Consider the following 24,951-nt stretch of genomic DNA (forward strand, 5'->3'; position numbering starts at 1 on the left):
GGCGTTATTTCCTCTTCATCTCTTGCTTGTTGACGTCCCAGCCGTAGTTGATGCTTTGCAGGGCACGGGCAAAGGCTTGCTCTCGTTGCTTGGTATTGGCGCCGAGGAACGGGCGGGCTGGCAGCTCAATCTCCCAGCTCTCTTTCACCGGCTCGTCCTTGAGCTTCTTGATCAGCAACCCCGCTTGCGCGTAGTTGAGATTGCCGGTAATCCAGCCGAGCGATGCCGATCTGTATGCCCGCTTGCGCTTGCCTGGACGCTTGAACCCAAGCTCCCGCAGCTTGCGGGCCTGCGCCTTGCTGGCCTGCTTGTTCTTGCCGCCATCGCTGGCGGCGATACGGCGCCGACTGGCCGCGGTCACCTTGTAGGTGTGTCCCTTCTGGTGGGTGTTGGCGACAACCCCGGCATGAACGTTCATCGCCCCCTTCTTGAACCCGAGCTCGGCCACATCCTGGCTTGGCTCATGGATCACCAGCAGCTTTGGCAGGCCTCGCAGCATCTTGCGCTTGCCCCGTTTACGGGGGGCCCAGGCATTGCCGTTGGGGTCTTGCTGCTGGCGCACGTTGCGGGCGGCCAGCTTCTTCATCTCGTTGGCTGCTCGCCACACCAGCCGCTGGCGCTTCTTTGGCGGCAGGGCCAGCAGGTTGAGCTGGTCTTTGCTGCGCTGGGTGTCGAGAGTGATGGTGATCATGACTGGTCACCGATCTGGTGATGGCCGGTGTCACCGACGTTCATATCGATGTGGTCTGCCACCCAGATTTCATACGGGGCCACGTTCCAGCGTTTGCCCATCCAGTTGATGGGGCCCTTGGGGTGTTCGATCAGGCGCAGCGGCTCGGTAAAGGCGAGCTGGATCTCGAGATCGGCGGTCTTCTCATCGTTCGGGGTGACGGCGTATTCGGGATCGGCCAGCTCGAACTGCTCGCGAAAATCGTCATGCTCCTGCACCCAGGCGGCCACAGAGGCCAGCACGATGGCCGGATCCAGCTCGCGAAACGGCAGTTGCTCGACGGTGAACACCGCCTGATAGGTGAGCCATGCCACATCCATTCCGGTGGGGCCCATGTTCTTTGGCTCCAGCCTGATGGTGCCGTTCTCCATCCAGCTATCCAGATGCTTGTGGCACTTGGCTGGCAGCACCCGCTGGATCTCGGCGTGGAGAGCGTGGAGGAAATAGCCCTGGGCCTGCTGTTCGTTCATGCCGTCACTCATATCAAGGACACCCCCGCACGGCGCTTGCCCTTGATGCTGCGCACCAGTTGCTGACTCTCTGCCAGCAGATGGGCGCGTTGGTCTGGTGAGCGCTCCACCTGGTTGTTCGCGGCGGCCCGCTCGGTGACGCTGGCGAACTCCGGTAAGAGGGCCGCCTTGGCACGGGCAAACACGGCGGCCAGATACTGCTCGGTCATGGCATTGGTGCCGCCCTCAAGGCTCGGCCCCGGCACCTCGGCGGCGCTGACGTAGCCCTCGGCCATCAGCGCGGCCTGACGCATCGCCAGTTGCAGGTTGATTTCAGAGACGGCAGCCAGCAGGGCGGCGCTTGTGGTCTGTTGGTCGAGGTCGGCAGGCAGGGCGCGGCGGCGCTCGAAGTCGGCCACGGCCACATCAGGCCAAAACCCGTCATTGCGGATGGTGGCGGCGCTGTAGTCGATATCCTTGCCTGCAAACATCTCTGACCCTCTGTCGATTCTTGCCAATGTGAACACCACTTCCCCGATCACTCAGGTCGCCGATGACGCGGCGAGAAAAGGTGCACCCCTGAAGCCACGGATCACAGGATTCGGCGCAGGCCTTGCGGCTTGCCTATCCTCCCCGCCGGGGTGCGGTGGCGCGGAGAGTCTTATTGCTCCGGATTCAGCGCCCGCAGGCGCATGGCAATTTTGAGCAGCAGGGTGTTTACCCCCGCTTTGCGGTGCAGCTTCTCGGCCTGAAGCAGCCAGTGGGCGGCCTGTTCCAGGGTGGCGCTGTCACCCACTGCACTCGGTCGAGGCTGGCCGTCCTGGTCGCGCAGCAGCAGGCAACCCGCAGCCTTGAACCACTTGGCGGTCAGTTTCTCGTTGAGGCGCCACTCGTTGCGCACCTTGTCGAACACCCGGGAGAACCAGGGCTCGACGGCGTGGCCTTCGGCGGCGTTCTTCTCGGCCCACTCCAGCACGGTGTCGGCCACGAAGGTGGCCCAGTCTCGTTTGAAGTTGTTCGGGGTGCGTTGTCCCTGCTTGATGGCGAGCTCTGCCCAGGCGATCCCTGTGTCGAAGTCGCCAACGTCAAAGGCCCAGATCACCAGCCTTTGAAACAGCTCGTTCTGGTAGGACTGGCCGGACTCGGCCACGCTTGCCAGATACCGCTCCACATAGGGGCGGTATTTTGGCATCAGCTCGTCGCGTTTCATGTTCACCCGATCCCCAATGCGGGCCAGCTTGCGCAAGCGAACGATGTCCTGTTCCAGGGCAATCATTTGCAGGTGCAGGCTGTCAGCCACCGCACCGGTGGCCACGCCAGTGCAGGCGGCCTGTTCGGCCCCCTGCATGGCATGCACTCGCTGCTTGTGGCGTTGGCCGGGTGAGCTCATGGTTTACGCACCCGCTTCTGCGGGAGCGGCAGGAGCAGCACCGATTTCGATGTCTGCCTCTTCAAAGCCGCCATAGGCCAGGTGCTCGCCCAGGGCATAGCCTTCCATCCGCCAGTACTGGTTATCGAAGCACTTCTTGTCCTGGTTATCTTCTGCCTTGCGGTTGCGGGTGCCGCGCTGGGTGTAGCAGTGCAGGTTATCCAGGGTGGTTACTACCATCCGCTTGCCCGGGAAGAACGGGGGGATGTAAGCCTTGCGACCGGCAATCGACTCGGCCAGCTTCTGGGCTGCGATCTGCTCGCTCGGCTTGGTCGCTTCGCTGTAGAGCTTGGCCTGAGCTGCCGCCACCAGATCGGTACCGACCAGCACCACCAGGCGGGGGTCTTGGCGGAACAGCGGATCGATGGTGGTGTTGATCAGGTCGGAGGCCATCTCGTCCAGGGTCTTGTAATCGCCCTTGCCGTCCGGGTCGAAGTAGATCTTCTTACCCGCTTCGGCCTTGATGATCTGGCTGCCACCGTTCCACTCGCGGGCGATCTGGTGCCAACCCTTGTTGACGTCTTCACCCAGCGGATGGGCCGCAGGGTCGGTGGTCTCTTCGGCAGATACGCCGTTCCAGCCGACCCGCAGAATATCGAGGGCGAATGCAGTGTTGATGAACTCACCGACCAACTTGATGAACTCACCCTCGCTGCCAGCGTTGGCCCAGACGCACAGGGTCGCCCAGTCGAGCGAGGCGCACGAATCGGTCTCGGTCAGCTCATAGGTGTTGCCGGCCACGCCGACCTTGCCGTTGAAGCGACCATCTTTCTTGCGGCCAGTGAACAACTTGCCGATGCCGACCTGTACTACCTGGCCTTTGATCTGATCCACATCCATACAGGTGATGAGGCTCAGGAACTCGACCGAGGCGAGCAAGGCAGAGCGCATGCCGGTTTCCACCGGGCCACTGATGACGCTGAACTGTTTGTCCAGCACGTTAACGGGGATGCCATAGGTTTTGGCCAAGGCATTGCTGTATTGATCCAGGCGCTGACGTGCCTGGGGGGTAAGTGACTGACTCACGGCCGCTCCTTAATAGACGGTGGGGGTATCGTCACCGCCGAGCGCATCAGGTCGTTGACCCGGCACTTCAACGGAGAACTTGTCGATCTGGCCTTTCAGCTCGCTGACGGTGGCGGCCAGACCAGTGATGGTCTCGTTCAGCTTGCTGAACTGGTCATCAGTGACTTTGTTTTTGTCGCCTTCGTCTTTCGGTTCAGTCACCGGATCGGTCTTTACTTCCGGTTTGGCATCCAGCTTCGCGCTGAAGCTTGCGAACTGGGCACCAAGACTGGTCAGAGTCCCGTTCAGCAGTTCGAACTGTTCTTTGGTCATTTCCTCATCCTCTGGATGGCTGGGGGTTGGTTTTGATTCAGGTTCACCATGGCTGGCCATCAAACTGAAGAGCTTGCTCATAAAGCCATCCGGCTTTTCGTGCTTGGGCAGCTTGAGCATGGAGAGATCCAGCGGTTCGCTGGTGCCGATGACTTGGCCCTTGCTGCTCTTGCTGAACTTGAGTTGGGTGGTGCCGGTGCTGGCAGGCTGGTCGGTGACGCCCAGACCAATCAGATAGGTGCGGCCCAGATCGGCGAATTGCTCGAACGGCTCGATGGAGCAGAACTGGTACTGGCCGTTTTGGTTCCAGTAGACAAGATCCCGATTAGGGCAGAGAACGGCGAACAGCTTGAGCTTGCCGTCTACCTCTTCGGTCTTGAGTGCTTGCACGGTGCCATAGCTGGACCAGCGATCATGCTCTGGCCAGATGACGGCGGTGTAATAGGTCGGGTCGTAGGTCTCGGCCATGTCGACCAGCCATTCGCGGGTTATGTCTCGTCCATCCACCGCTTTGCCTTCGGTGGCGATACAGACAAAGCCAGTTCTCAAGGTTGATTCGTTCATGCCTGATCTCGATTGATACTTGTTGAGACGTCCTGAAACTTCTTGAGACGTCCTGATGCGAGCTCAGGCTATCGGGTCGGCAAGGGGTATTCATCCGGTTGTGTTCAAGGCGATTCGGATCCATGGGGATATCCGAATTGCTTGGAACATCAGGGCAATAAGTGGGGGCGGGGGGCTGGCTATGATGGCGCCATCATTCACAAGATGGAGGCGCCGTGGCGTATCCCGAAGAGATCCGCAATGCTGCGCGGGGGCTTTATCTTAAGCGCTGGACACCCCAGGAGATCAAGGACGAACTTGGCCTTAACTCCTGCAGGGTAGTCTACTTCTGGGCCGAGAAGTACGGCTGGCGTGACCTGCTGACCGAAGAGGCGGTAGAGGATGCCATTGCCCGCCGCCTGCACTCTCTGCTGGGCCGAGAGAAGAAAACCCCCGAAGAACTCGACGAAATCGACCGACTGGTCGGGCACCATGTCAGCCTGAAAGAGAAGGCACTCAAGTGGGCCGAGCGCCAGCAGGCGCTGACCGCCCGCCGTGAATCCGGTGACGAGCCTTCCCCCGACCGTTCCCCGCGCAGCAGGGGCGGGCATGATGGCGGTGGCCGCAAAGGGAAGGGCGGCAAGAAGGGCAAGAACGAGATCGGCCACCTCACCGAGGCAGACTTTGCCGAGTGGCTTGGTACCTTGTTCGGCTATCAGCTGCGCTGCCGCGAGGCCAAGAACGACCCGGCACTGCCGCGCACCCGCAACATATTGAAGTCACGCCAGATCGGCATGACCTACTACTTCGCCGGTGAGGCGCTGGAAGATGCGGTACTGACCGGCGGCAATCAGATATTCCTGTCAGCCACCCGCGCCCAGGCAGAGGTGTTCCGCTCCTACATCTGCAAGATTGCCCAGACCTTCCTCGGTGTCACCCTGACCGGTAACCCCATTGTGCTGTCGAACGGGGCCGAGCTGCACTTCTGCTCGACCAACTCCAACAGCGCCCAGTCCCGTTCCGGCAACGTCTACATCGACGAGTATTTCTGGATCCCCAACTTCGAGAAGCTCTCGGATGTGGCCAGCGCCATGGCGACCCAGAGCCGCTGGCGCAAGACCTACTTTTCAACGCCATCGAGCAAGGTTCACGAGGCGTACCGGTTCTGGACTGGGGATCGTTGGAAGGGCCAGCGACCGAGCCGGGTGGCCATCGATTTCCCTGGTGAAGATGATCTGCGCGACGGCGGCCGCATTTGCCCTGATCGGCAGTGGCGTTACGTCATTACCATCGAGGATGCCATTCGCCTTGGTTGCAACCTCATCGACATCGAGGAGCTCAAGGACGAGTACCCGGAGGAGGTGTTCGATCGCCTCTACATGTGCCGGTTTATCGACGATGCCCTGTCGGTGTTCAAGTTCCAGGATATGGAGCGGGCAGGGGTAGACCCCAGCCGCTGGGAGGACTACAAGCCCGGGCGGCCCGACCCGTTTGGCCGGCGCGAGGTGTGGATGGGCTACGACCCGAGCCGCACCCGCGACAACGCCACACTGGTGGTGGTCGCCCCGCCCACTGTCGCCGGCGAGCGGTTCCGGGTGCTGGAAAAGCACTACTGGCGCGGGCTCAACTTCCAGTATCAGGCGCAGGAGATCGAGCGGATCGCCAAGAAGTTTAGGGTCACGTATCTGGGGGTCGATGTGTCCGGCATTGGCTCAGGGGTATATGACCTGCTTAAGCCGGTATTCAAAGGGGTGTGCCACCCCATCAACTACAGCATCGAGAGCAAGTCGCGGCTGGTACTCAAGATGATCGACGTAGTGGAGGCCAACCGCATCGAGTGGGACAGCTCGGATCGGGATATCCCGCTGGCGTTCCTGGCCATCAAGCGCAGCACCACCGGTGGCGGCCAGATGACGTTCAGGGCTGCCCGAGACAATGTGACCGGACACGCAGACGTATTTTTTGCCATCGCCCACGCCGTGGCCAATGAGCCGCTCGATACCAACCGCAAACGTAAATCCACCTGGACAACCAGCGAAGTTAAGAAGGCAGCATGACCAAACAACAGCAGCAACCGGCCGAGGTGGCCACTCCAACCAAGAGCGGAACGGTAGCGTTCAGCATGCCGGAGGCCATCGACCCCACGGCATGGATGACAGATTATACCGGGGTTTTCTACAACCCCTATGGCGAGTATTACCAGCCGCCCATCGACCGCAAGGGGCTGGCAAAGGTGGCGCGGGCCAACGCTCACCACGGAGCCATTTTGATGGCGCGGCGCAATATGGTGGCGGGCCGCTTTACCAATCAGCGCAGCACCGTCACCGCCTTTGCTCACAACTACCTGCAGTTCGGGGATGCGGGCCTGCTCAAGCTGCGCAACGCCTTCGGCCAGGTGGTCGGGCTGCACCCGCTCTCGAGCGTCTATCTGCGCCGGCGCGAGGATGGCTGCTTTGTTTACCTGCAGCTGGGCAAGCCGAACCTGATTTACCGGCCGGAGGATGTGATCTGGCTGGCCCAGTACGACCCGGAACAGCAAGTCTATGGCATGCCTGATTACCTGGGTGGCTTGCAGTCTGCCCTGCTCAACCAGGACGCCACTCTGTTCCGCCGCAAATACTTCCTCAACGGCGCCCACATGGGGTTCATCTTCTATGCTACCGACCCGAACATGGACGATGACACTGAAAAAGAGATGAAGGAGATGATCGCCAACAGCAAGGGGGTGGGTAACTTCCGTTCCATGTTCGTCAATATCCCGGAAGGCAAGCCCGATGGCATCAAGCTGATCCCGGTTGGGGATATTGCGACCAAGGACGAGTTCGCAGCCATCAAGGGGATCACCGCCCAGGATGTACTGACCAGCCACCGCTTTCCGGCGGCGCTGGCCGGCATAATCCCGGCCAATGGCGGCGGAGGCTTGGGGGACCCCGAGAAGTACGATGCTACCTATGCCCGGAACGAAGTGCTGCCGTTGTGTGAGCTGCTGCGGGATTCCATCAATGGGGCTGGACTCCCTCGATCCCTTTGGGTCGATTTTCGGGAAACGATAGGTTCTGCTGTATAAAAAAACAGTCCTTTTGGGGTAAGATGCAATCTATAGGTTGGATTTTAGATTTATCGGGAGGGGTGATGCGGGTTTATTGCAAAGTGTGTGGCCAGAGGGGCCGCATTACCAAGACCAATCGGCTGAGCGATGATGTATCTGATCTCTATTGCCAGTGTACTGACGCCGAGTGTGGCCATTCCTGGGTGGCCTGTCTGTCGTTTGCTCATACCCTGAGCCCGTCAGCCAAGACCACGAACCAGTTGGTGCTCAGTTTGATGAGTTCGTTGACACCAGAAGGTCGGCAGTTGGTACTGGAAGGACTGGGGGCGCAATAGCGCCCCTAATCCTCTTCGTCTTTTTTAGCCAATCATTCTGCTTCCGGCGCAGGTATTTTTTGTGCTGCATAATAGATTTCCAAAACTTCATCTACTACAAGCTCTACACAGAGTCTCCCTCCTAGCCAGTGGCCGCGCTCATCAATGACAGTTGAGATGGCGTCGGCAGAAATTCCTTGCTTTGGTGAGTCACTACGAACAAATTTATCGCTATGACGTCCACCACCAACTAGATATCCGTCATTTCCGTGGGCGTGTTCTATCATATCACGCAGGTCTTTACCTTCTGAAAGCAGGTGCCTGGCTCTGCTGTAAGGAGGTTGTATTGCTGGAAAGAGATACTGAGCTCTTTTGAGAAGGCGGAGCAAGTTCCCAGTCACGACAACAAAATGGTAAGCATCTAGCGCTGTTTTATCGGAGCATTCTTGATGTTCACCTTTATATCGGATCATCGTTTCTAGTCCACCGGAAAACATTTTTTCAAATGTTTCTTTTACTGACCTGCTTGACGTCAAATATACGTCAGCATTCCTGAGGCAAGCCCTAAGCCAAAAAAGAAGTTGTTGATGGTCGTACCATGTGGCCTCATCAGGTGTTGGGTTTTTAATCTTTTTTTTCATATTTGGTTTTGCCTATGGTTTGGTTCAGGGAGGGGACATGCTCGCACCTATCCTACCAAACTACAGCCGTCCCTGGCGCGTGACCGGTCACTATTCAGTTAACAGGCTTTTTCTCTTGTTCTTCTAAGCGAATTCCCAATTCGCATAGTGTGGCGATAGCACGGCACATTCCTTCTCTATCCTCGATTTCCAAATCAGGTGTTATCCGTGCTATATCCCTGATTGAACTGTAAATCTCTGTTTGAATCCCCGTCTGCACACTGCCTCCTACTACTGGTTAGACCTGATGATTTTATCTATAACCGGATTGCATATCTCGACGATCGCCGACTAGATTTTTCATATGTATGCATAAACACCTGTCAGATCTGACAGTCACCATGACCCCGAGCACGGGCACCTGCCGGAGGCGCCCCATGAAAAGAAAGACAAATCCAGCCCGGTCCGCCCGGGCCTATGTGGATCGCGCAAAAAGCACCACCAAAGCCGTGCTGAAAAGGCATGGCCTCACGAACAGTGCCACAGGCAAGATCATTGATGTGGCGCCGGCTACTGTTGGCCGCTGGCTGGATGACCAGACCCGCGCCTTTTTCGATCTTGAGCACGCTGCCGCTATCTGTATCCATCTCGGGATCCCTGTCTCTCACCTGCTTCCCCCTGGTGACTGGCTGATTGGACACCACCAGAGCCCGCAGCGGGATCAATTGATGGCCCTGAGCGAGGATGAAATTGATTGGTTGCTCGCCGTTCGGGCCGGTGCCATGGCCTGTTATCGCTGATGTCATCGGTGCTCCTGGTAGCCTGGTGGTTAAGTCACTGACCAAGCCGGTCACATAGTCCGCCAGTAATTTGGTAATAAAATCCCCTCCAGCATGGCTGGATTTTTGTTTGAGGGATTGACGTGGCGGTATGGTATCCATGCTGCCACTTTCTGGTCAATATATTTCTATCAGGCTTCTCAATCGAGTTTCCTTCGTTTGCTCACAGCACTTATTTTTAAGAAAAATAAAGATTACTCAATGCGTTACGTAACGCTGAACATCCTAGCAATTGTGGTGAAATATATTTCGCTGGCGGGATAAACTTAAATCTAGTTTTGAGATAGCGAATGCCAAATAAACCCCGTTTTGTAGATAACACAATGCAGTTTGGGGCGTTAAATATAAACCAGAGTTCATTTTGGGATGAAACGCATCAACTGGAGTTCAGTTTGAAGCGCATAACGTATGTTACGTTTTTCTGCATTATTTGAAATTGTGCTTTTTTAATAAACAGAGCCTCAATTTTTTGAGGCTCCTTTGGTTCCGTTATAACGCGATGTCTTTTTCTCCTGATGTGAGCCAGCAGGCCGACTCGCCCCTGTAGGTTCCGCGACAGCCCACCGGTAGTCTGTTGCCACAGTGCTGGCAGGTGGTGGTGCTCAGATTTGCCTCCTGTTCCAACCAGCGTTCCCAGTCCCGCCGGATCAGGGTGCTGATGAATTCGTCTGCACTGTATGGCTCTCCGCTCCCTGCCCTGGCAATGCAAAGGTGATCCAGCTGCTGGCGCTCCCGTTCTGAGAGCGCCACCTCCACCCGCTTAATGCCCAGCGCTGCGCGTCTGGCCCGCTGGGCCTGCTTGCGTTTGGTGGCAGGGTTCATGCTTCGCCTTCCTCTGCGGCAATCTGCTGCAGTATTGTGTCCACACGTTCTTTCGCTTCGATCACTTCTCCATCGGACAGATAGACATAGGCATGGATACCATTCCACTGGCTGCAACTTGATGGTTCGCTGACTCTGTAGATAGCGGCAACGCTCACTGCGTGACTTCTCCCTTTGGTATCTGTGAGCCTAATCATGCCGCGCCCTCCCTGACGACCATGGCATCTAGCTTGGCCCATGCCCGCCAGCTGGATACCGTAGTCTCGACCGATGGATTGTCAGATGTTGGATGGCCGTATACCACATGGGTGACGGTGCCGCGTTCGTTCTGCTTGGTGGCCTTCACTTCCCTGGTGGTACCGAAGCGGGTGAGCACGTCACCAGGTACTGGATGTTTGCGGGGGTCTCTCATTCCTCACCCCCGGCAGTTTCCTGCAACCATGCCTTGGCTTTGGCGATCACCTGTTCATCAGTCTCGCCCTCTGCACCTACTATCGGCAGGCTAATATCCCCAATACACGCCCGCGCTACTGGAGTCAGATCCACGATATCGACCTTGGTAGTGATCTCTTGTTGCAGCAGGTACCGTGCCCGCTCTTGCACCGTCTCAAGTGCCTGAAAAGCTTTCATGTCCATGGTTACGCTCCTGTTTCGATTTGACGGTGGTCGACCACTACCTGGTGCAGTGCTGGCCGGTATGTTGGATTGAGCTGTTCGGCGGCGCCCGGATTGGCTCGGTCGATGGGGCTGCCCGGTGCGATAAAGAGGGTGCGGCCGGTGACGGCGCACCGGATTGTGCCGCTCTGGTCGATGGCCACAGGGGTGAGCCCGTCCACGATATGGCGGCGGCCAACAGATCGGCCATCTGCGGTCAGCACCGGTACGGTGGCGCGGTTGGCTCTGGCCTGAAACGGGTTCGGTACCTCGGCGGCGATGGCCGGCAGGGCCAGCGATGTTGGACGAGGGTGCCGGCGGCGCAGGATGGCGCAGGCTACGGACTGCTGTTTGCCCTTGAGCATCCCCACCCACTGGCTGATTTCCTTGGCTGGCCAGCGCTGCTGCAGGATGCAGGTCACCCGATTATCCAGGCTGCGGTACTCTTCCCGGCTGACGGTCTGTTTGCTGTTCGTGTTCATGCCCACTCCTCGCTGTAGTCGTTCTCTTCTTGCATCCACTCCGGCACATCCAGCCCCTCCAGTACCCGCCACATCTCTGACTGATAGGGCTCCGGCAGCATCTCTATCCAGCTGCGGGTACCGGTATGGCCCTGTGCCTGGTAGACCTTGCCGCAAAGCTCAACCAGCATCGGCCAGTCCTGATCGCCTTCCGGTACCGCGTACTCATCCGGTTGGTTCGGCTCGGCTGGCGACTGGCCATCTGGCACCCAGTCCGGCTCGCTTGGCATCGCTCGGCTCGATTGCACCTGACCATTCTCAAGCCAGAGGGTGAAACCGTCTGCGCGAACGCTGGCGCCTGAGCGCAAACGCCCGATAGAGAAGGGTGATAAACCCCATTGCTCTGCCATCAACTGATCCGCGAACGCCTCAGGATCCGGCTGCGTACAGTTATTGTCAGAGCTCCAAGGTGCCGGGCTGTCGCCCGTCTTAACCCCAACCCCCCAAGCCGAACCCCTGGCGGCCTTGGCGGCTTCATAGGTGCCTGCAGGCACTACCTCCCAACCAGTAAGGCGAGTTCGCACACCGAGACGAGCGGATTGCAGGCCCATCAGGCGCTTGATGTCTTCGCCGTAGCTGTTGGCCTGCTCCTCGATGAGATGGGCCAACCTGATGGGGTGCTCGGCGCGGGTAGCCATCGCGCCGCCCATGGCGTGGAGGTAGCAGCGAAAGATGCCGTTATCCGCGGCAAAGCGGGCAGCCTCAAAGCGCGGGTCTTGCAGCACCGGCTTGGGCGGGCCGACCAGATCGCCGTGCTTCTTGGCGTTGCTGATGCGGCGCAGCTCGCGCCAGACCCCGACCGGTGCGCCGCCGATCTGCTGGAAGGTGCGGATCCCCCACCAACTAGCCCAGGCGCAGGCATGCTGGGCACCTAGGTCTGCCTTGGTGCCTGCTTCTTCATCACCATCCACATGCTCGCCGTCGATGTTCTTGGCGATATAGGCGGCGATGTAGCCTGTTGCGTCCCCCTTGGAAGGGTCGATCTCCTTCCAGTCGAAGCGCGGAGTAAAATCAGTGAAGGGGATGCCCTGATTGCTGCGCTCCAGTTCCTGCCGATCATCTGTCAGGGCATAACGTTGCAGGGTATCGATCACCCCATTCCGGTCGCATTTGCGCATAAACAGCAGCATGTGCCAGTGCGGTGTGCCATCGTGGTGCGGTTCGCAAACACGGAAGCCATAGATAGGCATGCCCCAGCGCTTCAGGTATGAGCGGGCCCGGCTCCAGAGCTGGCCCAGATAGGCGCAGGTGTCGCGCGGGGTGGCGCCCTGATACTTGTCATTTTCGATGGTCTTGCCGTTGCTGCCCGTCTTCCAGGCGTGGAATCGGCTGGGGGCTGTCCAGGTGAAGAACACACCCACGTGGCCCTGCTCCTCGGCGTAGTCTTCAAAGCCGCGCATGCGGGTCATCATCTCGGCTCGACGGTTGACCGGGTTGGCATTGCTCGCTTCCCAGCAATCCTTCATCGAGATCACCAGGTCGTGCTGCTCGTTCATCACTTCCGACTCGGCCAGCCAGCGCATCATGGCCCGCTTACGCTCGCGCACCACCTTCATGGTGGCGTTCGAGACGTAGGCAGAAACGCCCTTGCGCACCTTGCCCAACAGAATGGCGATGTGCTCTTGCAGGCGATCCCAGCAACGGTTGACGCGCCTCTCCCACCACTTGGCAGAGAGCAGGCGCACCATGACGCTCATGATCCAGTTATCCCGCGCCTCTCGGGTTTTGAACTCCGGCATCTTGCCGATAAAGCCCCACTGGTCTGCAGGCTGCTTGATGGCTTCCCATGTCTCCATCAGATCCAGTTCACCGGCGGTGGCGTTCTGCTCGATATTTTTCCAGATGGCGGCCGTCTGGTTGGCGAACTGGTGGGCGACCCGCTTGCGGCCGTCATCATCACGCAGGTGGTGGGCATCGACCGGCAGCGCCATTACCAGAGAGCGAACCCACTTAACCCGCTCCCGCAGCCAGATATTTGCGCTACGGCAGTTGCGGGCGGTTCCATCTTTGCGGCGGCGCACGTACTGCTTGAACAGCACCTGCGTGAACTGCATGGATAGGCCATCGAGCAACTGCACCGCCCAGACCAGATCGTATTCACCAGGGGTGCCGACAAAGGCGGCATCCAGCTTGGTGCCCGGCATCGAGTTGGCGAGCGCATCGATGCGCGACCGCAGGGCCTTTTTAGAGAGCGGCAGCTGGTTGCGCTTTGGCGTGGGCAGGCGAGATATGGCAAAACCAAGTTGGCCAGCCTCGGCGGCTGGCCCTGTTTTTTGTTTGTTGGTCATTGTGCAGCGGAACCTAACAGCGAACTCAGGCCGCAACGGCGGGCCTTGATAACGAGGGTTGTGTGGGCGCACATCCGGCGGGTTGCGGCGCACTGGCGAAGTGTCAGCGCTATGGTGGCCCGTGGTCGAGGCGATAGCTGGCGGCACTCGATGAGCTGGCGCTGATACCCGCGCAGGCGTGCACTAGCGCCGCGCAGGTCTTCCCACCACCAACCCAAATCCCTTTCCATTTCTGATATCAGGCGGTAGTTCATGCGGCCTCCACTGCTATGAGGTGGCTCAGACCATCTGGTAAGGCAACTCGGCTCCCCTTGTCCCAGATAAACCAGCTGTATTCGCAAGAGTCAGACCCGCCATTCACAAAGCGTGGGCGCGGAACCAGGATCGGGGTTTTGTTCGGAAAGCCAATCTCAGCCCAGAACGGCACCCGCTTCTTGCTGCCCAGGAAGTTAACCCGTTGCAGGTAAATCAAGGTGCCGTCAGGCGCGAGCTCAGACAGGCTCTTTTTCAGAAACTCCTCTGTCAGCGAGAACGGTGGGTTGGTGATGATGACGTCAAACTTGCGGCCAAAATCCCATTCCAAATAGTCACGACCTTGGCTGATTTCCGCCCACTCCTTCTGTTCAGCAGGAAGTGGCACAGGGTTATAGATGTTCCCTTCTGCGCGGCACGGCTCCATAAAGATGTCGTCATGGCGGAAGTTAATGCAGCGCATCAGCGCAGCCACTGCACTTTCTGGGGTCGGATAGAGCTCACGCTCGATGGTGTTGCCGGTGGTGCTGCTCATGCCGCACCCCCTACCACCGTGCAGCCGTTCACCGGTGACCAGCTTGAGATCGGCACTTGCAGGCCCAGTTTGTTTTGATCACGCTCGCCGCTCAGCAGCAGGAGCGCTTGTTCGTTGCAGTTTTCACAGCCGCACCACTGGCCGCCGCATTGGCAGAACTCTTGCTCGCCGTGCTTCTCTCTGGAGTAGATGGAGAGGCGCAGGCAGTCTTGGCACAGCACAAAGAAGCTAATGCGGATAACGCTCAGGCGATTAGGGCGGATCGGCTCCTTGGCCATTGGCTTGCTAAACACGGTTTCATCAGGGCCAGAGGCCATATCAACGCCAATAAAGAACGGGTTATCCATAAACGGCAGCAGGTCATCAACCGGCTCCTGAGCGGCATCGTCTTGCGGCTGGAATACCAGCCGCTCTTCTTCGAGATCCCACGTAAAAGCGCTTTTCCCCTCTACGAACAGCCATTCATCAGCAGCCTGTGGGTTTGCGGCCGCGAACTCGTTAAACAAGCGAAGGAACATCAGGTCGTTGCTCATGCCAGACACTCCTCATCGTCGCGGTCTACATAGGCAGCTTCGGCTTGCGCTTCTGCGGCCAGCGCCATCAGACCATGCAGCGCCAGCAGGATCATGGCAGCCTCCCTATACAGACTGCTGCGAACCCCACCATCAGATGTCATTTCAGCAAACCAACTGGCCACCTCGCCCGAGTCGAGAAATACCGTGATGCGCGAGATGAGATCTACCTCCCCCCCGGCGGCATATTCCTGCAGGTCACGCCACATCCCCCCGATGCTGTCGATCCCCTCCAAGATTAAGTACCTGTCGCCTTCGATCGGCTCTCCTTCCGCGACCAGTGCATCTGCCGCTTTCCACAGTGCATCCAGCAAATCAGTGGTGCTAACCATCGGCTCCAGCGCCAGCAGTCGGCTTATCTCTTCACGTGTCATGCTTCGTCCCCCATCACTGAGTCGTCATCGAGCAGATCGGCAGGACGGCTGGTCACGACCAGTTGCACCTGGATGTACTCATCCCCCGAGTAGAGATCGCCCAGGGCGATCCGGTTTTCCTGCTCGCCGGTGGCCAGCAGTTCGGTCAGCAGCGGCAGCACTGCCTTTTCGGCGCGCTTGGCGATATGGATTGCATCGAAGCTCATGCGCTGGCCCTCCCGTTCATTGAGCGGAACACCTTGAGCCAACGCAGCTGCTGGCGGGCCTGCTCGCGTAGATTGCGGCCCTCTGGGCCGCGCTTGGTGTTGTATGTATTTGCCTTGATGCGATGTGGCAGCTCTGCCAAATCGGCCAAAGCCGCCTGCGGGGTGATGGGGTGGAACAGCTTTTTCATGCCACCCCCTCGATGATGCGGATCGCGCCAGAGGTCATGCGCTCCATGCGGGCGTACCCGTTCTGGCCGCGCAGCCAGGTGGTGCCGCAGTTGGTGTAACCCTGCCGCACCAGATAGGCGCTGGCGTCTTTGATGGTCGGAACGGTGCGGCGAGTGATAGCTGCAGACATGATCAGATCCCCCCTCGGCTGTTGACGCATGACCATACCGCTCGCCATGCCATGGCGGCCGGTTGTTCCACTGCATTGATCAGGTCAGGGCTTGAGTTGTAGCGGCTGCCCAGGCGGGCCAGCTTGCGGTTTTGCAGGCGCAGGTTGCGCACTGTGTCGAGAATGGCTAAAGTTGGCATTCGACCTCCTAGTCGATAACTGATTGATGAAAGCCCGCTGGTGTTGGCGCACCGATAGCGGGTTTTTTATTGCCCGATTGCTCGTGGGCCGCTTTGGGTCATCTGGTTGGCGGCCATGACGGCGCGTTTCATGCGCAGCTTTGCGGCGCGTTCCTTCTTCTCTCTCTCGATATCCCCGATCGGTCTGGTCACTGGTGCCGGGTGCCACACCTTGGTGTCACAACCGCCGCGAAACTCCCCCTGGTACTCCAGCGCGATCACCGCCATCCTGACCGCCTCGCGTTGGGCATGGGGCAGGGCTGACAAGGTGGCTGTCATCAGCTCGCCACGTGGCTGGCGGGCGATGGCACAGATGGCCGCTTTCTTGGCTTGGCTCATGGCCAGCCAGTCGGTGTCCAAACTGGAACGGGTCTTACCGAACAACTCACGCAGCATCAGGCAGCCGGCGGTATTCATGGCCACCTGCTCCATCGGAGTCAGGCCAGCGAGGTTGCGTTCTTCGTGGTTGATGGTTGTCTGTTGCATGGGTTTCCCCTTACATAGTCATGGTTTGCATCAGGATGTCTGATGCACAGGTGACAGTAGGCACAGCCTGAAAGCGGGCCTCGATGTCGTGGATCAGCAGTGCCAACGACCCCATTGCAGAGGTGGCCACACTGACGATGGTGTTGCGTTCGGTGCGTGAAACCCGTCCCTGCTCGGCCAGCGCCAGCGCGCGCTGGCCAATGCTGGCCACCTTGGCATTGAGGTCGATCGCTTGATGGGGGAGGGATGGCGCACGTTCAGCGTTTGGAATGGCGATGGCGGTCAGCCCGCATTCCAGCAGCATGCCGTCGAATAGGGTTTCGTCCCCTTCGGTGGCGTGATACAGCGCGATGAGATCGGCCACGGTCAGCTGGTGCGGCTGGTCAGGGTTGAGTTTGTTTCTCAACACCTGAGCATCTATGCCAGCCGCGGCGGCGACCTTGCTGATCACATGGGTGGAGGTAAATCTGCTGCATGCAGATTCAAAGTGCGGATGTTTGCAGTCGTCACCGATAAACATGGTTCTCTCTCCATTGAGTGCCATAGTTACCGGGAGATTGCAGGTGTGTATGACGCTGCCGCAGCCTGTTGATAGAGTGCGACCATATTGATCAGAACCCTGTGCTTAGGCCCTGTCTTGGGCATGATTTGCAGTTCACCTCTGGCAACCATCTTTTTCACTGTGCCAACAGGAATGCCGGTATCTGCGCTATAGCGCTCGATGGTTTTAACTGGCGTGTCGATCTGGAGTGCAATCTCTGACATGATAGATCCCCTTAAACGTTGCTCTATACGACTCGATATAGCTCTAAAGCCACATCCTAACTCTTCAAGGTGGATTGTTGATCTAAAGAGTTACTCAGTCAAGCTAAAAGGGCATTCATTGTTCAATAAGGTTCTACAAGGTGCTTTATGACTACGGAGAGAGCTTTGAAAGTTGACTTTGATCAATCGTCATTCTCAGAACGACTTAATAAAGTGATTGGCAATGAGCCTATTCGTGCTTTTGCTCGACGAGCTGACATGAGCGATAGCGGCCTAAAGCGTTATCTTTACGAGGGGACCATTCCCCCTATAGATCGAGCATTAAACTTAGCGCGGGCGGGTGGAGTTACTTTTGATTGGCTGGTGTTTGGTATTGGTGATGGAGCTAATACCCCACCTTCTCATGCATCGCATGACGCCAGCCACTGTGTTCAAAGTGCTTATCAAGCAGATGAGTTCACCACTATTCCTGGTTATGCAGTCTTTGCCAGTGCAGGCCATGGCGCCAATATCACAGACGAACCACTGGCCGAGCCGATGGCGTTCCGTACCGATTGGCTGCGCCGTGAAGGATTCGACCCGGCCAAGATGGCGGTCATCCGAGCCAAGGGCGACAGCATGGAACCGACCATCAATGACGGTGATGTGATCCTGCTCCGCCTCAAGAACGGGGAAGCTCCCCGCGATGGGCTCTATGTGCTGCGCCTCGATGGCGGCCTGTTTGTCAAACGCCTGCAGTTCGACCTGGGCGGGGTGCGCATCATCTCTGACAACCCTTTGTATAAATCCCGCGACCTGAGCAAATCAGAGCTGGCCGAGCTGGATCTGGTTGGCCGGGTGGTGTGGGCCGGCAAGAAGTTTTAAGGAGTTAACATGCTTTCGTTGATGGCTGCCTTGGCGGCCCTTTTGTGTTTGTTGCTGACTGTGGCCGGTTTGTTTAAACCTGCGTTGTTTGGCCAGAAGCGCCGCCTGAATGCGTTTTTTATCGGCCTTTATTGGGCCCTCGGGTTTTCCCTGCTGGGTATGGTACCGGATGGCAAGATCGAGTTGTCTGGCGGGCTTGTGCTGTTGGCCTTGCTGGCTGCTGCTCATAGCATCCTGCTGTTCATCAGCCATGCGCTGGCCGTTCTCAAGATGAGCCAAGAGGAACGGGCGCAGGCGCGCCCAGGCAAAGCAGCGGCCGGGGTTGTGCTGTTGTTCCTTGCTGCTGGCGCTGGCGCTTGGCTGTCCCGACCTGCTCCGCTTGATGCCCCTATGCCACCCGCTGATAGTGTGAATACCCAGCGTGAGCAACAACCATCAGAGCAGCGACCCACCACGGTACTGCGGGGACTGTCACTCGCTGAGCAATGCCGACTTGAGCAGGATATCTATCAGCAGATGAACCAGGTCACTGATGGAGTGATGGCGCGCTTTGGTGGCCTGCTCAATGGCCAGCAGATCGATCCCAATCAGTTCGCAGAGTATCGGTTCAGCACTGTCAATCCTGCGATATCTGCGGCCAGCGATTCGATGAACGGCCTTCGCACCAGTCACCTAGATGATGATGTGGTTATCCGGCTGGCGGCTTCCCTGGTGCAGCGCACCTATTCGTTTGTTGGCCAACTCTATACCGCCTCCAGAACTGGCGATGATGTTGCGTTGAAATCTGCACGTGACCAGCTGGCGCAGGCCGTTGCATCCCACAAGCAAGCCCGGGCGGTGTGCGATGACAGTCAAAAAAATTGAGGGGCAAGCCAAGCCATGGCGGGCAGACGTTCGCCCTGATGGGGTAAGCGGCCCCCGCTTGCGCAAATCCTTTATGACCAAGGGGGAGGCGCTGGCGTGGGAACGGCACCAGTTGATGAACAAGCCATGGCTGAAAGAGGATGAGCCCGAGCCAGAGCAGAACGGCCAGCGGCTGCTCGATTTGGTTCACCTCTGGTTTGGCCGCCACGGGCAGACCTTGGCTGATGGCGACCGGCGCCGCGATAAGCTGGTTTGGCTGTGCGAAGCGCTGGATAACCCGCTGGCCAGCGAGTTCACCTCCGAACACTTCTCTGCCTACCGGGAGCGGCGTCTGGCCGGTGAGCTCTATGTACCAGGGCAGCGAAAGCAGGTCACCCCCACCACCATCAACCGCGAACAGCTGTATCTGCAAGCAGTGTTCAACGAGCTGGCCCGCCTCGGGGTTTGGCACGGCGGTAATCCGCTTTCTGACCTGCGCCAGTACAAGGTGCAAGAATCCGAGCTGGCCTATCTATCCCAGGATGAGATCGAGCAACTGCTTGATGCCTGCAAGGAGCAGCGGGATCTGTGGCTGGTCGTCATGCTTTGCCTTTCGACCGGTGCCCGCTGGTCTGAGATTGAGAAGGTCAGCCGATCACAGATCGGCATGGGGCGGATCACTTTCACAAAGACCAAGGGCAAGCGGAACCGGACTGTCCCTGTCGCCCCCTGGTTGCTAGCCATGCTGCCCAAGCGTACTGGCCGCCTGTTCGATGATTGCTATGCCGAGTTCGAAAAGGCCATCAGGCGAGCGGGTATCAAGCTGCCGGCTGGCCAGAGTACCCACGTTCTGCGCCATACCTTCGCCAGCCACTTCATGATGAATGGCGGCAACATCCTGGTGTTGCAGCGAATCCTCGGCCACACCGATATCAAAATGACCATGAGATACAGCCATTTTGCACCAGATCACCTAGAGGATGCGGTACGGCTAAACCCCATCACCGCCCTGAAAAGTGTCCATAAACAGTCCATCGAGCCGCCCCATATTTAGCTATATGTGGTCATATTGAGATTTTTGACCTTTTATAAATCAGTAACTTATTGATTATAAAGGGCCTCTGACGGTTTCAAAATCCGCCGTTGCAAAACGTGTCGGTTCGAGTCCGACCCCGGGCACCATTTAAAACTCTTGTCTGGTCAACAAGATACGGCGTTTAGGCGCTGTCCTCTCTCGGAACAAACTGCGGTTGAAACTCTCAATAACGTGCAATTACGTGCAAGAGGTTTTAACCAGATGGCAAACGTTCAAAAAATATCCGGCAAACGTGGCACAAGTTACCGTGTCCAGTTCATGCGAAATGGTCGGCGTGTCGGTCAAACCTTCCCCCGCAAGAAAGATGCAGAAGCCTTTTTGGCTCAAATCACTGTATCTGACGATCTAGCCGATGCGCTAACAAACGTCACTTTATCAACAACGACCCTATCCCAAGCAATCCGCGATTACCTCGACCAGTACAATGGCCGAGACTCAAGCATTATGCAGCGCCTCACATGGTGGGCTGACCGCCTTGGCACCAAGCCAGTTGGCCGCGTAACACGCCAGCAGGTAAAAGCTGCCCTGAATCAGTTGCAAGTAGAGGGGAAACAACCCGCCACCCTCAACCGTTACCGAAGCGCGTTATCTAGCGTATTCGTATGGTTCAACGACAAGCACGACACCAAGCACAACCCCGCCCGTGAAGTTCGCCAGCAGACCGAAGATAACGCTCGCACCCGTTTCTTGTCTGATGATGAATTGCCGCGACTACTGGCCGCAGCAAAAGCCAGCAAATGGGATCGCCTGCATTTGCTGATCTCGATGGCAATATTCACAGGCGCTCGCCGCAGTGAGCTGATCGGCCTGCAATGGTCAGATGTTGATCTCAAGGCTAGAACAGCCCACCTGCACCATACAAAGAACGGCACCCAGCGAGTGCTGACCCTTCCCCCGTCCCTTGTTCAAGAGCTGATGAAGTTTCGGCAAGTGGGCAACGCCTACTTATTCCAACACCCCAGCAAATTGAATGCCCCCTTTGAGCACTTTGATTCATTCTGGCAAGCCTGCCGTGATGAAGCCGGAATAACAGATTTCCACTTTCACGACCTGCGGCACAGTTGCGCCAGCCTGCTTGCCAAGAATGGGGCCTCTCTATTGGAGATCGCCCAAGTGCTAGGGCACAAATCAATCACCATGACCCAGCGTTACAGCCATCTTTGCAACGGTCACAAGCAGTCATTGACTGATCGTGTATTCGGGGCAATTGCTTTGTGATTTGCCTCAGTAGACATCTGCACTACAGGATAAAGCCTACCGACAAGGACATTTGAGCATGAGTGACACAGAAGACACAAAAGACGCGATTCTCGAGCGCTTGAATAACGCGCGTGCCAATGCAAAAGCACTAAAGCACCCATTCCCGCCGCAGAGGATCATAGAGGATTTGGCTGATCGGTTAGCTCATTTCCACCCGCAATTGAAATATGAGCGATCAAAGACAGAACGAGGAGAGCGGAAGAACGCTATCCGAAAGGGGATCGAGGCCGTTGCTGGGGAGGTTGAGACGCTAAGGAAGAGGCTGGCTAGCTTTGAGAAAAAATACCCGGACGCCGCAGATGATGCCCGTTTCAATGTGAACGCTCGCTTCAACCTAGCCCTTGGCGACACTTCGCTATCTGAGCTGATGAAGGCAGTAAAGACGGGGCTTATCCTCACGGCTCGAAAGTACACATACGAGTCCTTTGATTTCGAGGTGATCCGGATTATCGAAAATACGTGGCGCAGTGGGCGTGACAACGGCGAGAAACTGAAGACGAAAGACACCGTTGACGGGGCTTTCATCTGTTTTTTAGCTGCCGCATTAGGCACATCAAACGGTACGGCTCGAGACCGATGGCGCGCGTTCAACAGGGCTCGAACTAATGCTGTCGAACAGACTGAAGCGCGGGGCCTTGAGCGCCAGCAGGGGTGACAAACAGGTAAAAAAAGAGCATTTCATCACCCTGCCCATAGCTGGCTTCTGCGACATTATGAACCACGTAAGACCGCGACCGCAGAATCACGACCAGAGAGAGCAAATGATGATTAATCAGACCGATTTAATAGCCGAAGCGACCGACCTCACCCACTGGGTGCCGAGTCGTGAGCTTTCAAAAATGTATCCACAATTCACAGCCTCACAAATGAAGGCTCTGCTATGGAAGCGTCAGGAGCACGTTGGGTTGTCGCGATGTTGCCGGATGGTCGGGGCGAGGCTTTACGTCAACACCAAGTTGTTAGGCTATTGGCTAGCTGGTGCGCTACCAGAACAGCAGGCAGCGGATGAGTAAACCGATGAACACTCAACTACAGCAAGGCATTGGAATGTACCCAGTGCAAAAGCTTGGGGAAATCCCAAAAAAAAGGCCCACCGAACGGGTAGGGCCTTGAGCAGTGGAGCCGCGAAACTCCAGTACTGCTTGTACTTCTCCTGATGGTGGACGAACACCATCCTGTACTGCAACAAATACCGACGAGGTTATTTGCATGAATATTGTAAAGCATATCACCAGACTGGTGAAGTCTGATGCGTTCCTGGCTGCCGTGTGCGGCGTGTGGCTGTGCTCCATGATCGCGTGGGGCGCTATGTTATGAACCGAGTTGTCGAAATCCTGACCGCCAACAAACACCTATTCTCGCACCAACATTATCGGCTGCTGATGCTGATTGCTGAGAACCCGAATTCTTACCGCCGAGATCTTGAGGCGCTCGATCCTGAGTTACATTATCTGCCAGCACTCAACCAGAAGGTTAGCGAGAGGCTAGCTGTAATCGGACTTGAGATTGATGCACGTTCGGCCCTAGATGGTACGCACAGAAAACTGTATTCGCTCCGAGAGATCCGCCCAGATCACGCCAAGTCCGTTCGGGCTACCTGTGATGCGTTCGGTTATGGCGTCTATGCCGAAGGGGGTGGTGATGAGTAAATCACCAATTCCTCGCATGGCAGACGGCACGATTGACGTTTTCAAACTCAAGATGCGCGATCCCGTGAGAGTTGATTATTCAGCATATCAGGCGACACCAAGGGAGATGGCCGAGATGGTGATGGCTGTTGTTGATATTCAGTGCCAGATGCGCGAGCAGGTCGTGATGGGGGTAGCGGCATGACCGATTATGGAACGCTTGGCGACAGCTTGGCACGGCGCAAGCAAGAGGCCGTCATTTCCAAGCCATCCCGAGCCGCTAAACTCCTGCCACCATCTGAGGCAGGGAAATATGCCCGCGAGGCTACGGGGCACACTGAATCAACTCTCGATGACATATTGGCGTCGGTAGCGCCTAGCTTGAGCGATGAGCCGGAGACCGTTGCCGTGTCGCTGCTTGATATGGCAGGCGATCACCCTTTGGCCATCTATGCGCGAGAGGTTGCCGACTCCATTCAGATAAGCCGAGATAGCACATTCATGATAGGGCTGGGGCTCACATCTGCCGTTGTGGGCTCGACCTATTGCGTGAAGACGCCTTGGGATGCCGACTTGCCACTTGGCCTTTACGTGACAGCAGAACAGCCCCCAGCCGCTGGGAAATCCGGTGTAATGTCTGCCTTTCAAAAGCCATTTAGATCCGCTGTTCGCCGAATGAATGATGAGCGAAACAACGCATTGGACGCACTAGAGGCCCAGATTGAAGCCGCTGATGACCCCGCAATCAAGGGTGAGCTAGTGGAGCAATTGAGCCACAAGCCGCAGCCGTTGAGGGCTTGGATAAGCAACGCGACACCCGAGGCACTGGAAAAAGACGCTATCAGTCCAAACAGCGGCCTATTCATGCTCGCATCGGATGAGCGGGGCTTGCTGAATAGTGTGTTCGGCCTGTCATACAGCAAGGGCTCTGCGGTCAATATGGATGCCGCCTTGAAAGGCTTTGATGGCGGTTCGTATGTGAGTGTTCGCGCTACCCGAAAGGGCTTTGATGGCGAGGTGCACGGCTCAATTGTTTGCTTTGCACAGCCCGGATCGATTGAATCAATCATGCAGGCGAGCGGTGGCACTGGGCTAGCTGAGCGGTTTCTGTGGCTGAGTGATGACCATAACCTTGGTAAGCGAAATCACCTGAAGCCTTGGAGCAAGCCAAACGCTGACGGGTACCATCGGTTATGTAGCGAGATCACCAAGCTGATGCCCAGCCGTTTTGCCGTTGATAAGCTGGTTCCGTTGGGCTTGCCTGTGCCACTGGTGGATCAGTTGAGGATAGCAAAGCAGTCGATAGAGTCGGATCTGGCCGATGATGGCAAGTTCGGAAATGATGCTGTGCGCGGTGCTGCTGGTAAGTTTGACATGCAAGTAATGAAGATGGCCGCAATCCTGCACGTTGCCCGCCATCTGTGCAAGGGCGAGCCTGTGCCCGCTAATGTCGGAGCGGCAGACTTTGAGATTGCTTTAAATCTGTGTCGTGAGCTGCTGGAGCGTTATCGGCAGGCGCTGGTAGCAAAGCGGATCATTGGCTTTGGCGCTGAAAGTGACGCCGTTATCGATTACCTGGAGCGCTTCCCGAGCGGCAGAGATGAGAGGTCAATAAAGAACAGCCTGCGCTCGAAGGCCGTATTCAAGGGGCGGGGAACCAAGCCCATCGGGGCAGTCATTGAGCGCCTAGTGGCCGCTGGCGTGTTAACAGCAGAGCGAGGGCTAGCCGACAAGAGGAACATAAGGCTGGCCTAAAGTTGGCTGGATATGCGAAGGGGGCTTGATGCTCCCTTTTTTTGTGTCTGGAAAACCCAAAAAGGCACAAAACACACACAAAAACACGCCATCCCAGTCACACCAAGGCTTTCAGCGTGTGCACCGGAACACACAAACACACA

The 24,951-nt window shown here is 57.3% G+C and carries 35 protein-coding genes; 13 read left to right on the plus strand and 22 right to left on the minus strand.

The window, feature by feature from the left end; all coding sequences use genetic code 11:
- Positions 1–4 precede the first annotated feature (4 nt).
- The 6 genes from PG881_RS02390 to PG881_RS02415 all read right to left on the minus strand — a co-directional run bounded on the left by PG881_RS02390 (position 5) and on the right by PG881_RS02415 (position 4,510).
- Complete coding sequence (locus PG881_RS02390; protein ID WP_139742112.1) at positions 5–691, minus strand: phage virion morphogenesis protein; 687 nt, start codon at positions 689–691, stop codon at positions 5–7.
- Positions 688–1,200, minus strand: a complete 513-nt coding sequence (locus tag PG881_RS02395) for a phage tail protein (RefSeq protein ID WP_270797906.1) — start codon at positions 1,198–1,200, stop codon at positions 688–690. The genes PG881_RS02390 and PG881_RS02395 overlap by 4 nt, the downstream gene beginning before the upstream one ends.
- 8 nt (positions 1,201–1,208) lie before the next feature.
- On the minus strand, positions 1,209–1,670 hold the full coding sequence (locus PG881_RS02400) for a head completion/stabilization protein (RefSeq protein WP_270797907.1): 462 nt from the start codon (positions 1,668–1,670) through the stop codon (positions 1,209–1,211).
- 170 nt (positions 1,671–1,840) lie between these two features.
- The gene (locus PG881_RS02405; protein WP_171279749.1) at positions 1,841–2,569 is read right to left on the minus strand and encodes a phage terminase small subunit; all 729 of its coding nucleotides are present in this window, start codon (positions 2,567–2,569) and stop codon (positions 1,841–1,843) included.
- A gap of 3 nt (positions 2,570–2,572) precedes the next feature.
- Positions 2,573–3,634, minus strand: a complete 1,062-nt coding sequence (locus PG881_RS02410; RefSeq protein ID WP_270797908.1) for a phage major capsid protein, P2 family — start codon at positions 3,632–3,634, stop codon at positions 2,573–2,575.
- A gap of 9 nt (positions 3,635–3,643) precedes the next feature.
- Positions 3,644–4,510, minus strand: a complete 867-nt coding sequence (locus tag PG881_RS02415) for a GPO family capsid scaffolding protein (RefSeq protein WP_270797909.1) — start codon at positions 4,508–4,510, stop codon at positions 3,644–3,646.
- 215 nt (positions 4,511–4,725) lie between these two features.
- Here PG881_RS02415 and PG881_RS02420 point away from each other — a divergent pair, with 215 nt between their 5' ends.
- The 3 genes from PG881_RS02420 to PG881_RS02430 all read left to right on the plus strand — a co-directional run bounded on the left by PG881_RS02420 (position 4,726) and on the right by PG881_RS02430 (position 7,873).
- Complete coding sequence (locus PG881_RS02420) at positions 4,726–6,546, plus strand: terminase large subunit domain-containing protein (RefSeq protein ID WP_270797910.1); 1,821 nt, start codon at positions 4,726–4,728, stop codon at positions 6,544–6,546.
- A complete protein-coding gene (locus PG881_RS02425) occupies positions 6,543–7,556 on the plus strand; it encodes a phage portal protein (RefSeq protein ID WP_270797911.1) in 1,014 nt (337 codons plus the stop codon). The genes PG881_RS02420 and PG881_RS02425 overlap by 4 nt, the downstream gene beginning before the upstream one ends.
- Positions 7,557–7,621: 65 nt before the next feature.
- Entirely contained in the window at positions 7,622–7,873 is a 252-nt protein-coding gene (locus PG881_RS02430; RefSeq protein WP_010636117.1) for an ogr/Delta-like zinc finger family protein, read from the plus strand.
- A gap of 32 nt (positions 7,874–7,905) precedes the next feature.
- On the opposite strand, the gene PG881_RS02435 is transcribed toward PG881_RS02430, so the two are convergent.
- Positions 7,906–8,493: a hypothetical protein gene (locus PG881_RS02435; RefSeq protein ID WP_270797912.1), complete on the minus strand. Its 588-nt coding sequence runs from the start codon at positions 8,491–8,493 to the stop codon at positions 7,906–7,908.
- Positions 8,494–8,909: 416 nt separating this feature from the next.
- On the opposite strand from PG881_RS02435, the gene PG881_RS02440 reads away from it, so the two are divergent.
- Complete coding sequence (locus PG881_RS02440) at positions 8,910–9,272, plus strand: XRE family transcriptional regulator (protein ID WP_270797913.1); 363 nt, start codon at positions 8,910–8,912, stop codon at positions 9,270–9,272.
- A 528-nt stretch (positions 9,273–9,800) separates the two neighbouring features.
- Here the strand turns inward: PG881_RS02440 and PG881_RS02445 are convergent.
- The 15 genes from PG881_RS02445 to PG881_RS02515 form a co-directional block, all read right to left on the minus strand.
- On the minus strand, positions 9,801–10,133 hold the full coding sequence (locus tag PG881_RS02445; RefSeq protein WP_270797914.1) for a hypothetical protein: 333 nt from the start codon (positions 10,131–10,133) through the stop codon (positions 9,801–9,803).
- Positions 10,130–10,291 (minus strand): hypothetical protein, encoded by a 162-nt coding sequence (locus PG881_RS02450; RefSeq protein ID WP_270797915.1) that lies wholly within the window; start codon positions 10,289–10,291, stop codon positions 10,130–10,132. Before PG881_RS02450 ends, PG881_RS02445 begins: the two co-directional genes overlap by 4 nt.
- A 250-nt stretch (positions 10,292–10,541) precedes the next feature.
- Positions 10,542–10,769 carry a hypothetical protein gene (locus tag PG881_RS02455; RefSeq protein ID WP_270797916.1) on the minus strand — a complete coding sequence of 76 codons (228 nt, stop codon included), beginning with the start codon at positions 10,767–10,769 and terminating at the stop codon, positions 10,542–10,544.
- A 2-nt stretch (positions 10,770–10,771) separates the two neighbouring features.
- A complete protein-coding gene (locus PG881_RS02460) occupies positions 10,772–11,269 on the minus strand; it encodes a hypothetical protein (RefSeq protein ID WP_270797917.1) in 498 nt (165 codons plus the stop codon).
- Positions 11,266–13,596: a replication endonuclease gene (locus PG881_RS02465; RefSeq protein WP_442866397.1), complete on the minus strand. Its 2,331-nt coding sequence runs from the start codon at positions 13,594–13,596 to the stop codon at positions 11,266–11,268. Before PG881_RS02465 ends, PG881_RS02460 begins: the two co-directional genes overlap by 4 nt.
- Before the next feature lie 250 nt (positions 13,597–13,846).
- The gene (locus PG881_RS02470) at positions 13,847–14,383 is read right to left on the minus strand and encodes a DNA methyltransferase (RefSeq protein WP_270797918.1); all 537 of its coding nucleotides are present in this window, start codon (positions 14,381–14,383) and stop codon (positions 13,847–13,849) included.
- A complete protein-coding gene (locus PG881_RS02475; protein WP_270797919.1) occupies positions 14,380–14,916 on the minus strand; it encodes a hypothetical protein in 537 nt (178 codons plus the stop codon). Before PG881_RS02475 ends, PG881_RS02470 begins: the two co-directional genes overlap by 4 nt.
- Positions 14,913–15,329: a hypothetical protein gene (locus PG881_RS02480; protein WP_270797920.1), complete on the minus strand. Its 417-nt coding sequence runs from the start codon at positions 15,327–15,329 to the stop codon at positions 14,913–14,915. Before PG881_RS02480 ends, PG881_RS02475 begins: the two co-directional genes overlap by 4 nt.
- Positions 15,326–15,535, minus strand: coding sequence for a hypothetical protein (locus tag PG881_RS02485; RefSeq protein WP_195879719.1), 210 nt, complete (start codon positions 15,533–15,535; stop codon positions 15,326–15,328). The genes PG881_RS02480 and PG881_RS02485 overlap by 4 nt, the downstream gene beginning before the upstream one ends.
- Positions 15,532–15,723: a hypothetical protein gene (locus PG881_RS02490; RefSeq protein ID WP_045525318.1), complete on the minus strand. Its 192-nt coding sequence runs from the start codon at positions 15,721–15,723 to the stop codon at positions 15,532–15,534. Before PG881_RS02490 ends, PG881_RS02485 begins: the two co-directional genes overlap by 4 nt.
- Entirely contained in the window at positions 15,720–15,893 is a 174-nt protein-coding gene (locus PG881_RS02495) for a hypothetical protein (protein WP_228520097.1), read from the minus strand. Before PG881_RS02495 ends, PG881_RS02490 begins: the two co-directional genes overlap by 4 nt.
- Positions 15,894–15,895: 2 nt before the next feature.
- On the minus strand, positions 15,896–16,072 hold the full coding sequence (locus PG881_RS02500; protein ID WP_160163719.1) for a hypothetical protein: 177 nt from the start codon (positions 16,070–16,072) through the stop codon (positions 15,896–15,898).
- 66 nt (positions 16,073–16,138) lie between these two features.
- The gene (locus PG881_RS02505) at positions 16,139–16,597 is read right to left on the minus strand and encodes a hypothetical protein (protein ID WP_045525323.1); all 459 of its coding nucleotides are present in this window, start codon (positions 16,595–16,597) and stop codon (positions 16,139–16,141) included.
- Between the two features lie 10 nt (positions 16,598–16,607).
- Positions 16,608–17,117, minus strand: coding sequence for a phage regulatory CII family protein (locus PG881_RS02510; RefSeq protein ID WP_010636129.1), 510 nt, complete (start codon positions 17,115–17,117; stop codon positions 16,608–16,610).
- 26 nt (positions 17,118–17,143) lie between these two features.
- Entirely contained in the window at positions 17,144–17,362 is a 219-nt protein-coding gene (locus PG881_RS02515) for a hypothetical protein (RefSeq protein ID WP_010636130.1), read from the minus strand.
- A gap of 165 nt (positions 17,363–17,527) precedes the next feature.
- On the opposite strand from PG881_RS02515, the gene PG881_RS02520 reads away from it, so the two are divergent.
- The 9 genes from PG881_RS02520 to PG881_RS02560 all read left to right on the plus strand — a co-directional run bounded on the left by PG881_RS02520 (position 17,528) and on the right by PG881_RS02560 (position 24,808).
- Entirely contained in the window at positions 17,528–18,226 is a 699-nt protein-coding gene (locus tag PG881_RS02520) for a LexA family transcriptional regulator (RefSeq protein ID WP_270797921.1), read from the plus strand.
- Positions 18,227–18,235: 9 nt separating this feature from the next.
- Positions 18,236–19,090, plus strand: coding sequence for a hypothetical protein (locus PG881_RS02525; protein WP_270797922.1), 855 nt, complete (start codon positions 18,236–18,238; stop codon positions 19,088–19,090).
- Complete coding sequence (locus tag PG881_RS02530; RefSeq protein ID WP_270798045.1) at positions 19,071–20,123, plus strand: site-specific integrase; 1,053 nt, start codon at positions 19,071–19,073, stop codon at positions 20,121–20,123. The genes PG881_RS02525 and PG881_RS02530 overlap by 20 nt, the downstream gene beginning before the upstream one ends.
- Positions 20,124–20,366: 243 nt before the next feature.
- On the plus strand, positions 20,367–21,383 hold the full coding sequence (locus tag PG881_RS02535) for a tyrosine-type recombinase/integrase (protein ID WP_270797923.1): 1,017 nt from the start codon (positions 20,367–20,369) through the stop codon (positions 21,381–21,383).
- 58 nt (positions 21,384–21,441) lie between these two features.
- Positions 21,442–22,080, plus strand: coding sequence for a hypothetical protein (locus PG881_RS02540; protein ID WP_270797924.1), 639 nt, complete (start codon positions 21,442–21,444; stop codon positions 22,078–22,080).
- A gap of 106 nt (positions 22,081–22,186) precedes the next feature.
- Complete coding sequence (locus PG881_RS02545) at positions 22,187–22,438, plus strand: hypothetical protein (RefSeq protein ID WP_270797925.1); 252 nt, start codon at positions 22,187–22,189, stop codon at positions 22,436–22,438.
- Positions 22,439–22,738: 300 nt separating this feature from the next.
- The gene (locus tag PG881_RS02550) at positions 22,739–23,074 is read left to right on the plus strand and encodes a hypothetical protein (protein WP_270797926.1); all 336 of its coding nucleotides are present in this window, start codon (positions 22,739–22,741) and stop codon (positions 23,072–23,074) included.
- A complete protein-coding gene (locus tag PG881_RS02555) occupies positions 23,067–23,258 on the plus strand; it encodes a hypothetical protein (RefSeq protein ID WP_270797927.1) in 192 nt (63 codons plus the stop codon). Before PG881_RS02550 ends, PG881_RS02555 begins: the two co-directional genes overlap by 8 nt.
- The gene (locus PG881_RS02560) at positions 23,255–24,808 is read left to right on the plus strand and encodes a DUF3987 domain-containing protein (RefSeq protein WP_270797928.1); all 1,554 of its coding nucleotides are present in this window, start codon (positions 23,255–23,257) and stop codon (positions 24,806–24,808) included. Before PG881_RS02555 ends, PG881_RS02560 begins: the two co-directional genes overlap by 4 nt.
- Positions 24,809–24,951 lie beyond the last annotated feature (143 nt).

The sequence above is a fragment of the Aeromonas sp. QDB54 genome, from assembly GCF_027707385.1.
Taxonomy (GTDB): Bacteria; Pseudomonadota; Gammaproteobacteria; order Enterobacterales; family Aeromonadaceae; genus Aeromonas; species Aeromonas hydrophila.

Excerpts from the sequence above, each read along its gene's own strand:
- PG881_RS02545 (WP_270797925.1), top strand. The coding sequence starts at position 22,187 with ATGATGATTAATCAGACCGATTTAATAGCCGAAGCGACCGACCTCACC.
- PG881_RS02435 (WP_270797912.1), bottom strand. The coding sequence starts at position 8,493 with ATGAAAAAAAAGATTAAAAACCCAACACCTGATGAGGCCACATGGTAC.
- PG881_RS02505 (WP_045525323.1), bottom strand. The coding sequence starts at position 16,597 with ATGCAACAGACAACCATCAACCACGAAGAACGCAACCTCGCTGGCCTG.
- PG881_RS02495 (WP_228520097.1), bottom strand. The coding sequence starts at position 15,893 with ATGTCTGCAGCTATCACTCGCCGCACCGTTCCGACCATCAAAGACGCC.
- PG881_RS02510 (WP_010636129.1), bottom strand. The coding sequence starts at position 17,117 with ATGTTTATCGGTGACGACTGCAAACATCCGCACTTTGAATCTGCATGC.
- PG881_RS02500 (WP_160163719.1), bottom strand. The coding sequence starts at position 16,072 with ATGCCAACTTTAGCCATTCTCGACACAGTGCGCAACCTGCGCCTGCAA.
- PG881_RS02530 (WP_270798045.1), top strand. The coding sequence starts at position 19,071 with ATGACAGTCAAAAAAATTGAGGGGCAAGCCAAGCCATGGCGGGCAGAC.
- PG881_RS02395 (WP_270797906.1), bottom strand. The coding sequence starts at position 1,200 with ATGAACGAACAGCAGGCCCAGGGCTATTTCCTCCACGCTCTCCACGCC.
- PG881_RS02425 (WP_270797911.1), top strand. The coding sequence starts at position 6,543 with ATGACCAAACAACAGCAGCAACCGGCCGAGGTGGCCACTCCAACCAAG.
- PG881_RS02515 (WP_010636130.1), bottom strand. The coding sequence starts at position 17,362 with ATGTCAGAGATTGCACTCCAGATCGACACGCCAGTTAAAACCATCGAG.
- PG881_RS02540 (WP_270797924.1), top strand. The coding sequence starts at position 21,442 with ATGAGTGACACAGAAGACACAAAAGACGCGATTCTCGAGCGCTTGAAT.
- PG881_RS02535 (WP_270797923.1), top strand. The coding sequence starts at position 20,367 with ATGGCAAACGTTCAAAAAATATCCGGCAAACGTGGCACAAGTTACCGT.
- PG881_RS02465 (WP_442866397.1), bottom strand. The coding sequence starts at position 13,596 with ATGACCAACAAACAAAAAACAGGGCCAGCCGCCGAGGCTGGCCAACTT.
- PG881_RS02405 (WP_171279749.1), bottom strand. The coding sequence starts at position 2,569 with ATGAGCTCACCCGGCCAACGCCACAAGCAGCGAGTGCATGCCATGCAG.
- PG881_RS02560 (WP_270797928.1), top strand. The coding sequence starts at position 23,255 with ATGACCGATTATGGAACGCTTGGCGACAGCTTGGCACGGCGCAAGCAA.
- PG881_RS02415 (WP_270797909.1), bottom strand. The coding sequence starts at position 4,510 with ATGAACGAATCAACCTTGAGAACTGGCTTTGTCTGTATCGCCACCGAA.
- PG881_RS02390 (WP_139742112.1), bottom strand. The coding sequence starts at position 691 with ATGATCACCATCACTCTCGACACCCAGCGCAGCAAAGACCAGCTCAAC.
- PG881_RS02430 (WP_010636117.1), top strand. The coding sequence starts at position 7,622 with ATGCGGGTTTATTGCAAAGTGTGTGGCCAGAGGGGCCGCATTACCAAG.
- PG881_RS02555 (WP_270797927.1), top strand. The coding sequence starts at position 23,067 with ATGAGTAAATCACCAATTCCTCGCATGGCAGACGGCACGATTGACGTT.
- PG881_RS02460 (WP_270797917.1), bottom strand. The coding sequence starts at position 11,269 with ATGAACACGAACAGCAAACAGACCGTCAGCCGGGAAGAGTACCGCAGC.
- PG881_RS02475 (WP_270797919.1), bottom strand. The coding sequence starts at position 14,916 with ATGAGCAACGACCTGATGTTCCTTCGCTTGTTTAACGAGTTCGCGGCC.
- PG881_RS02470 (WP_270797918.1), bottom strand. The coding sequence starts at position 14,383 with ATGAGCAGCACCACCGGCAACACCATCGAGCGTGAGCTCTATCCGACC.
- PG881_RS02550 (WP_270797926.1), top strand. The coding sequence starts at position 22,739 with ATGAACCGAGTTGTCGAAATCCTGACCGCCAACAAACACCTATTCTCG.
- PG881_RS02485 (WP_195879719.1), bottom strand. The coding sequence starts at position 15,535 with ATGAGCTTCGATGCAATCCATATCGCCAAGCGCGCCGAAAAGGCAGTG.
- PG881_RS02490 (WP_045525318.1), bottom strand. The coding sequence starts at position 15,723 with ATGAAAAAGCTGTTCCACCCCATCACCCCGCAGGCGGCTTTGGCCGAT.
- PG881_RS02400 (WP_270797907.1), bottom strand. The coding sequence starts at position 1,670 with ATGTTTGCAGGCAAGGATATCGACTACAGCGCCGCCACCATCCGCAAT.
- PG881_RS02440 (WP_270797913.1), top strand. The coding sequence starts at position 8,910 with ATGAAAAGAAAGACAAATCCAGCCCGGTCCGCCCGGGCCTATGTGGAT.
- PG881_RS02455 (WP_270797916.1), bottom strand. The coding sequence starts at position 10,769 with ATGGACATGAAAGCTTTTCAGGCACTTGAGACGGTGCAAGAGCGGGCA.
- PG881_RS02525 (WP_270797922.1), top strand. The coding sequence starts at position 18,236 with ATGCTTTCGTTGATGGCTGCCTTGGCGGCCCTTTTGTGTTTGTTGCTG.
- PG881_RS02480 (WP_270797920.1), bottom strand. The coding sequence starts at position 15,329 with ATGACACGTGAAGAGATAAGCCGACTGCTGGCGCTGGAGCCGATGGTT.
- PG881_RS02445 (WP_270797914.1), bottom strand. The coding sequence starts at position 10,133 with ATGAACCCTGCCACCAAACGCAAGCAGGCCCAGCGGGCCAGACGCGCA.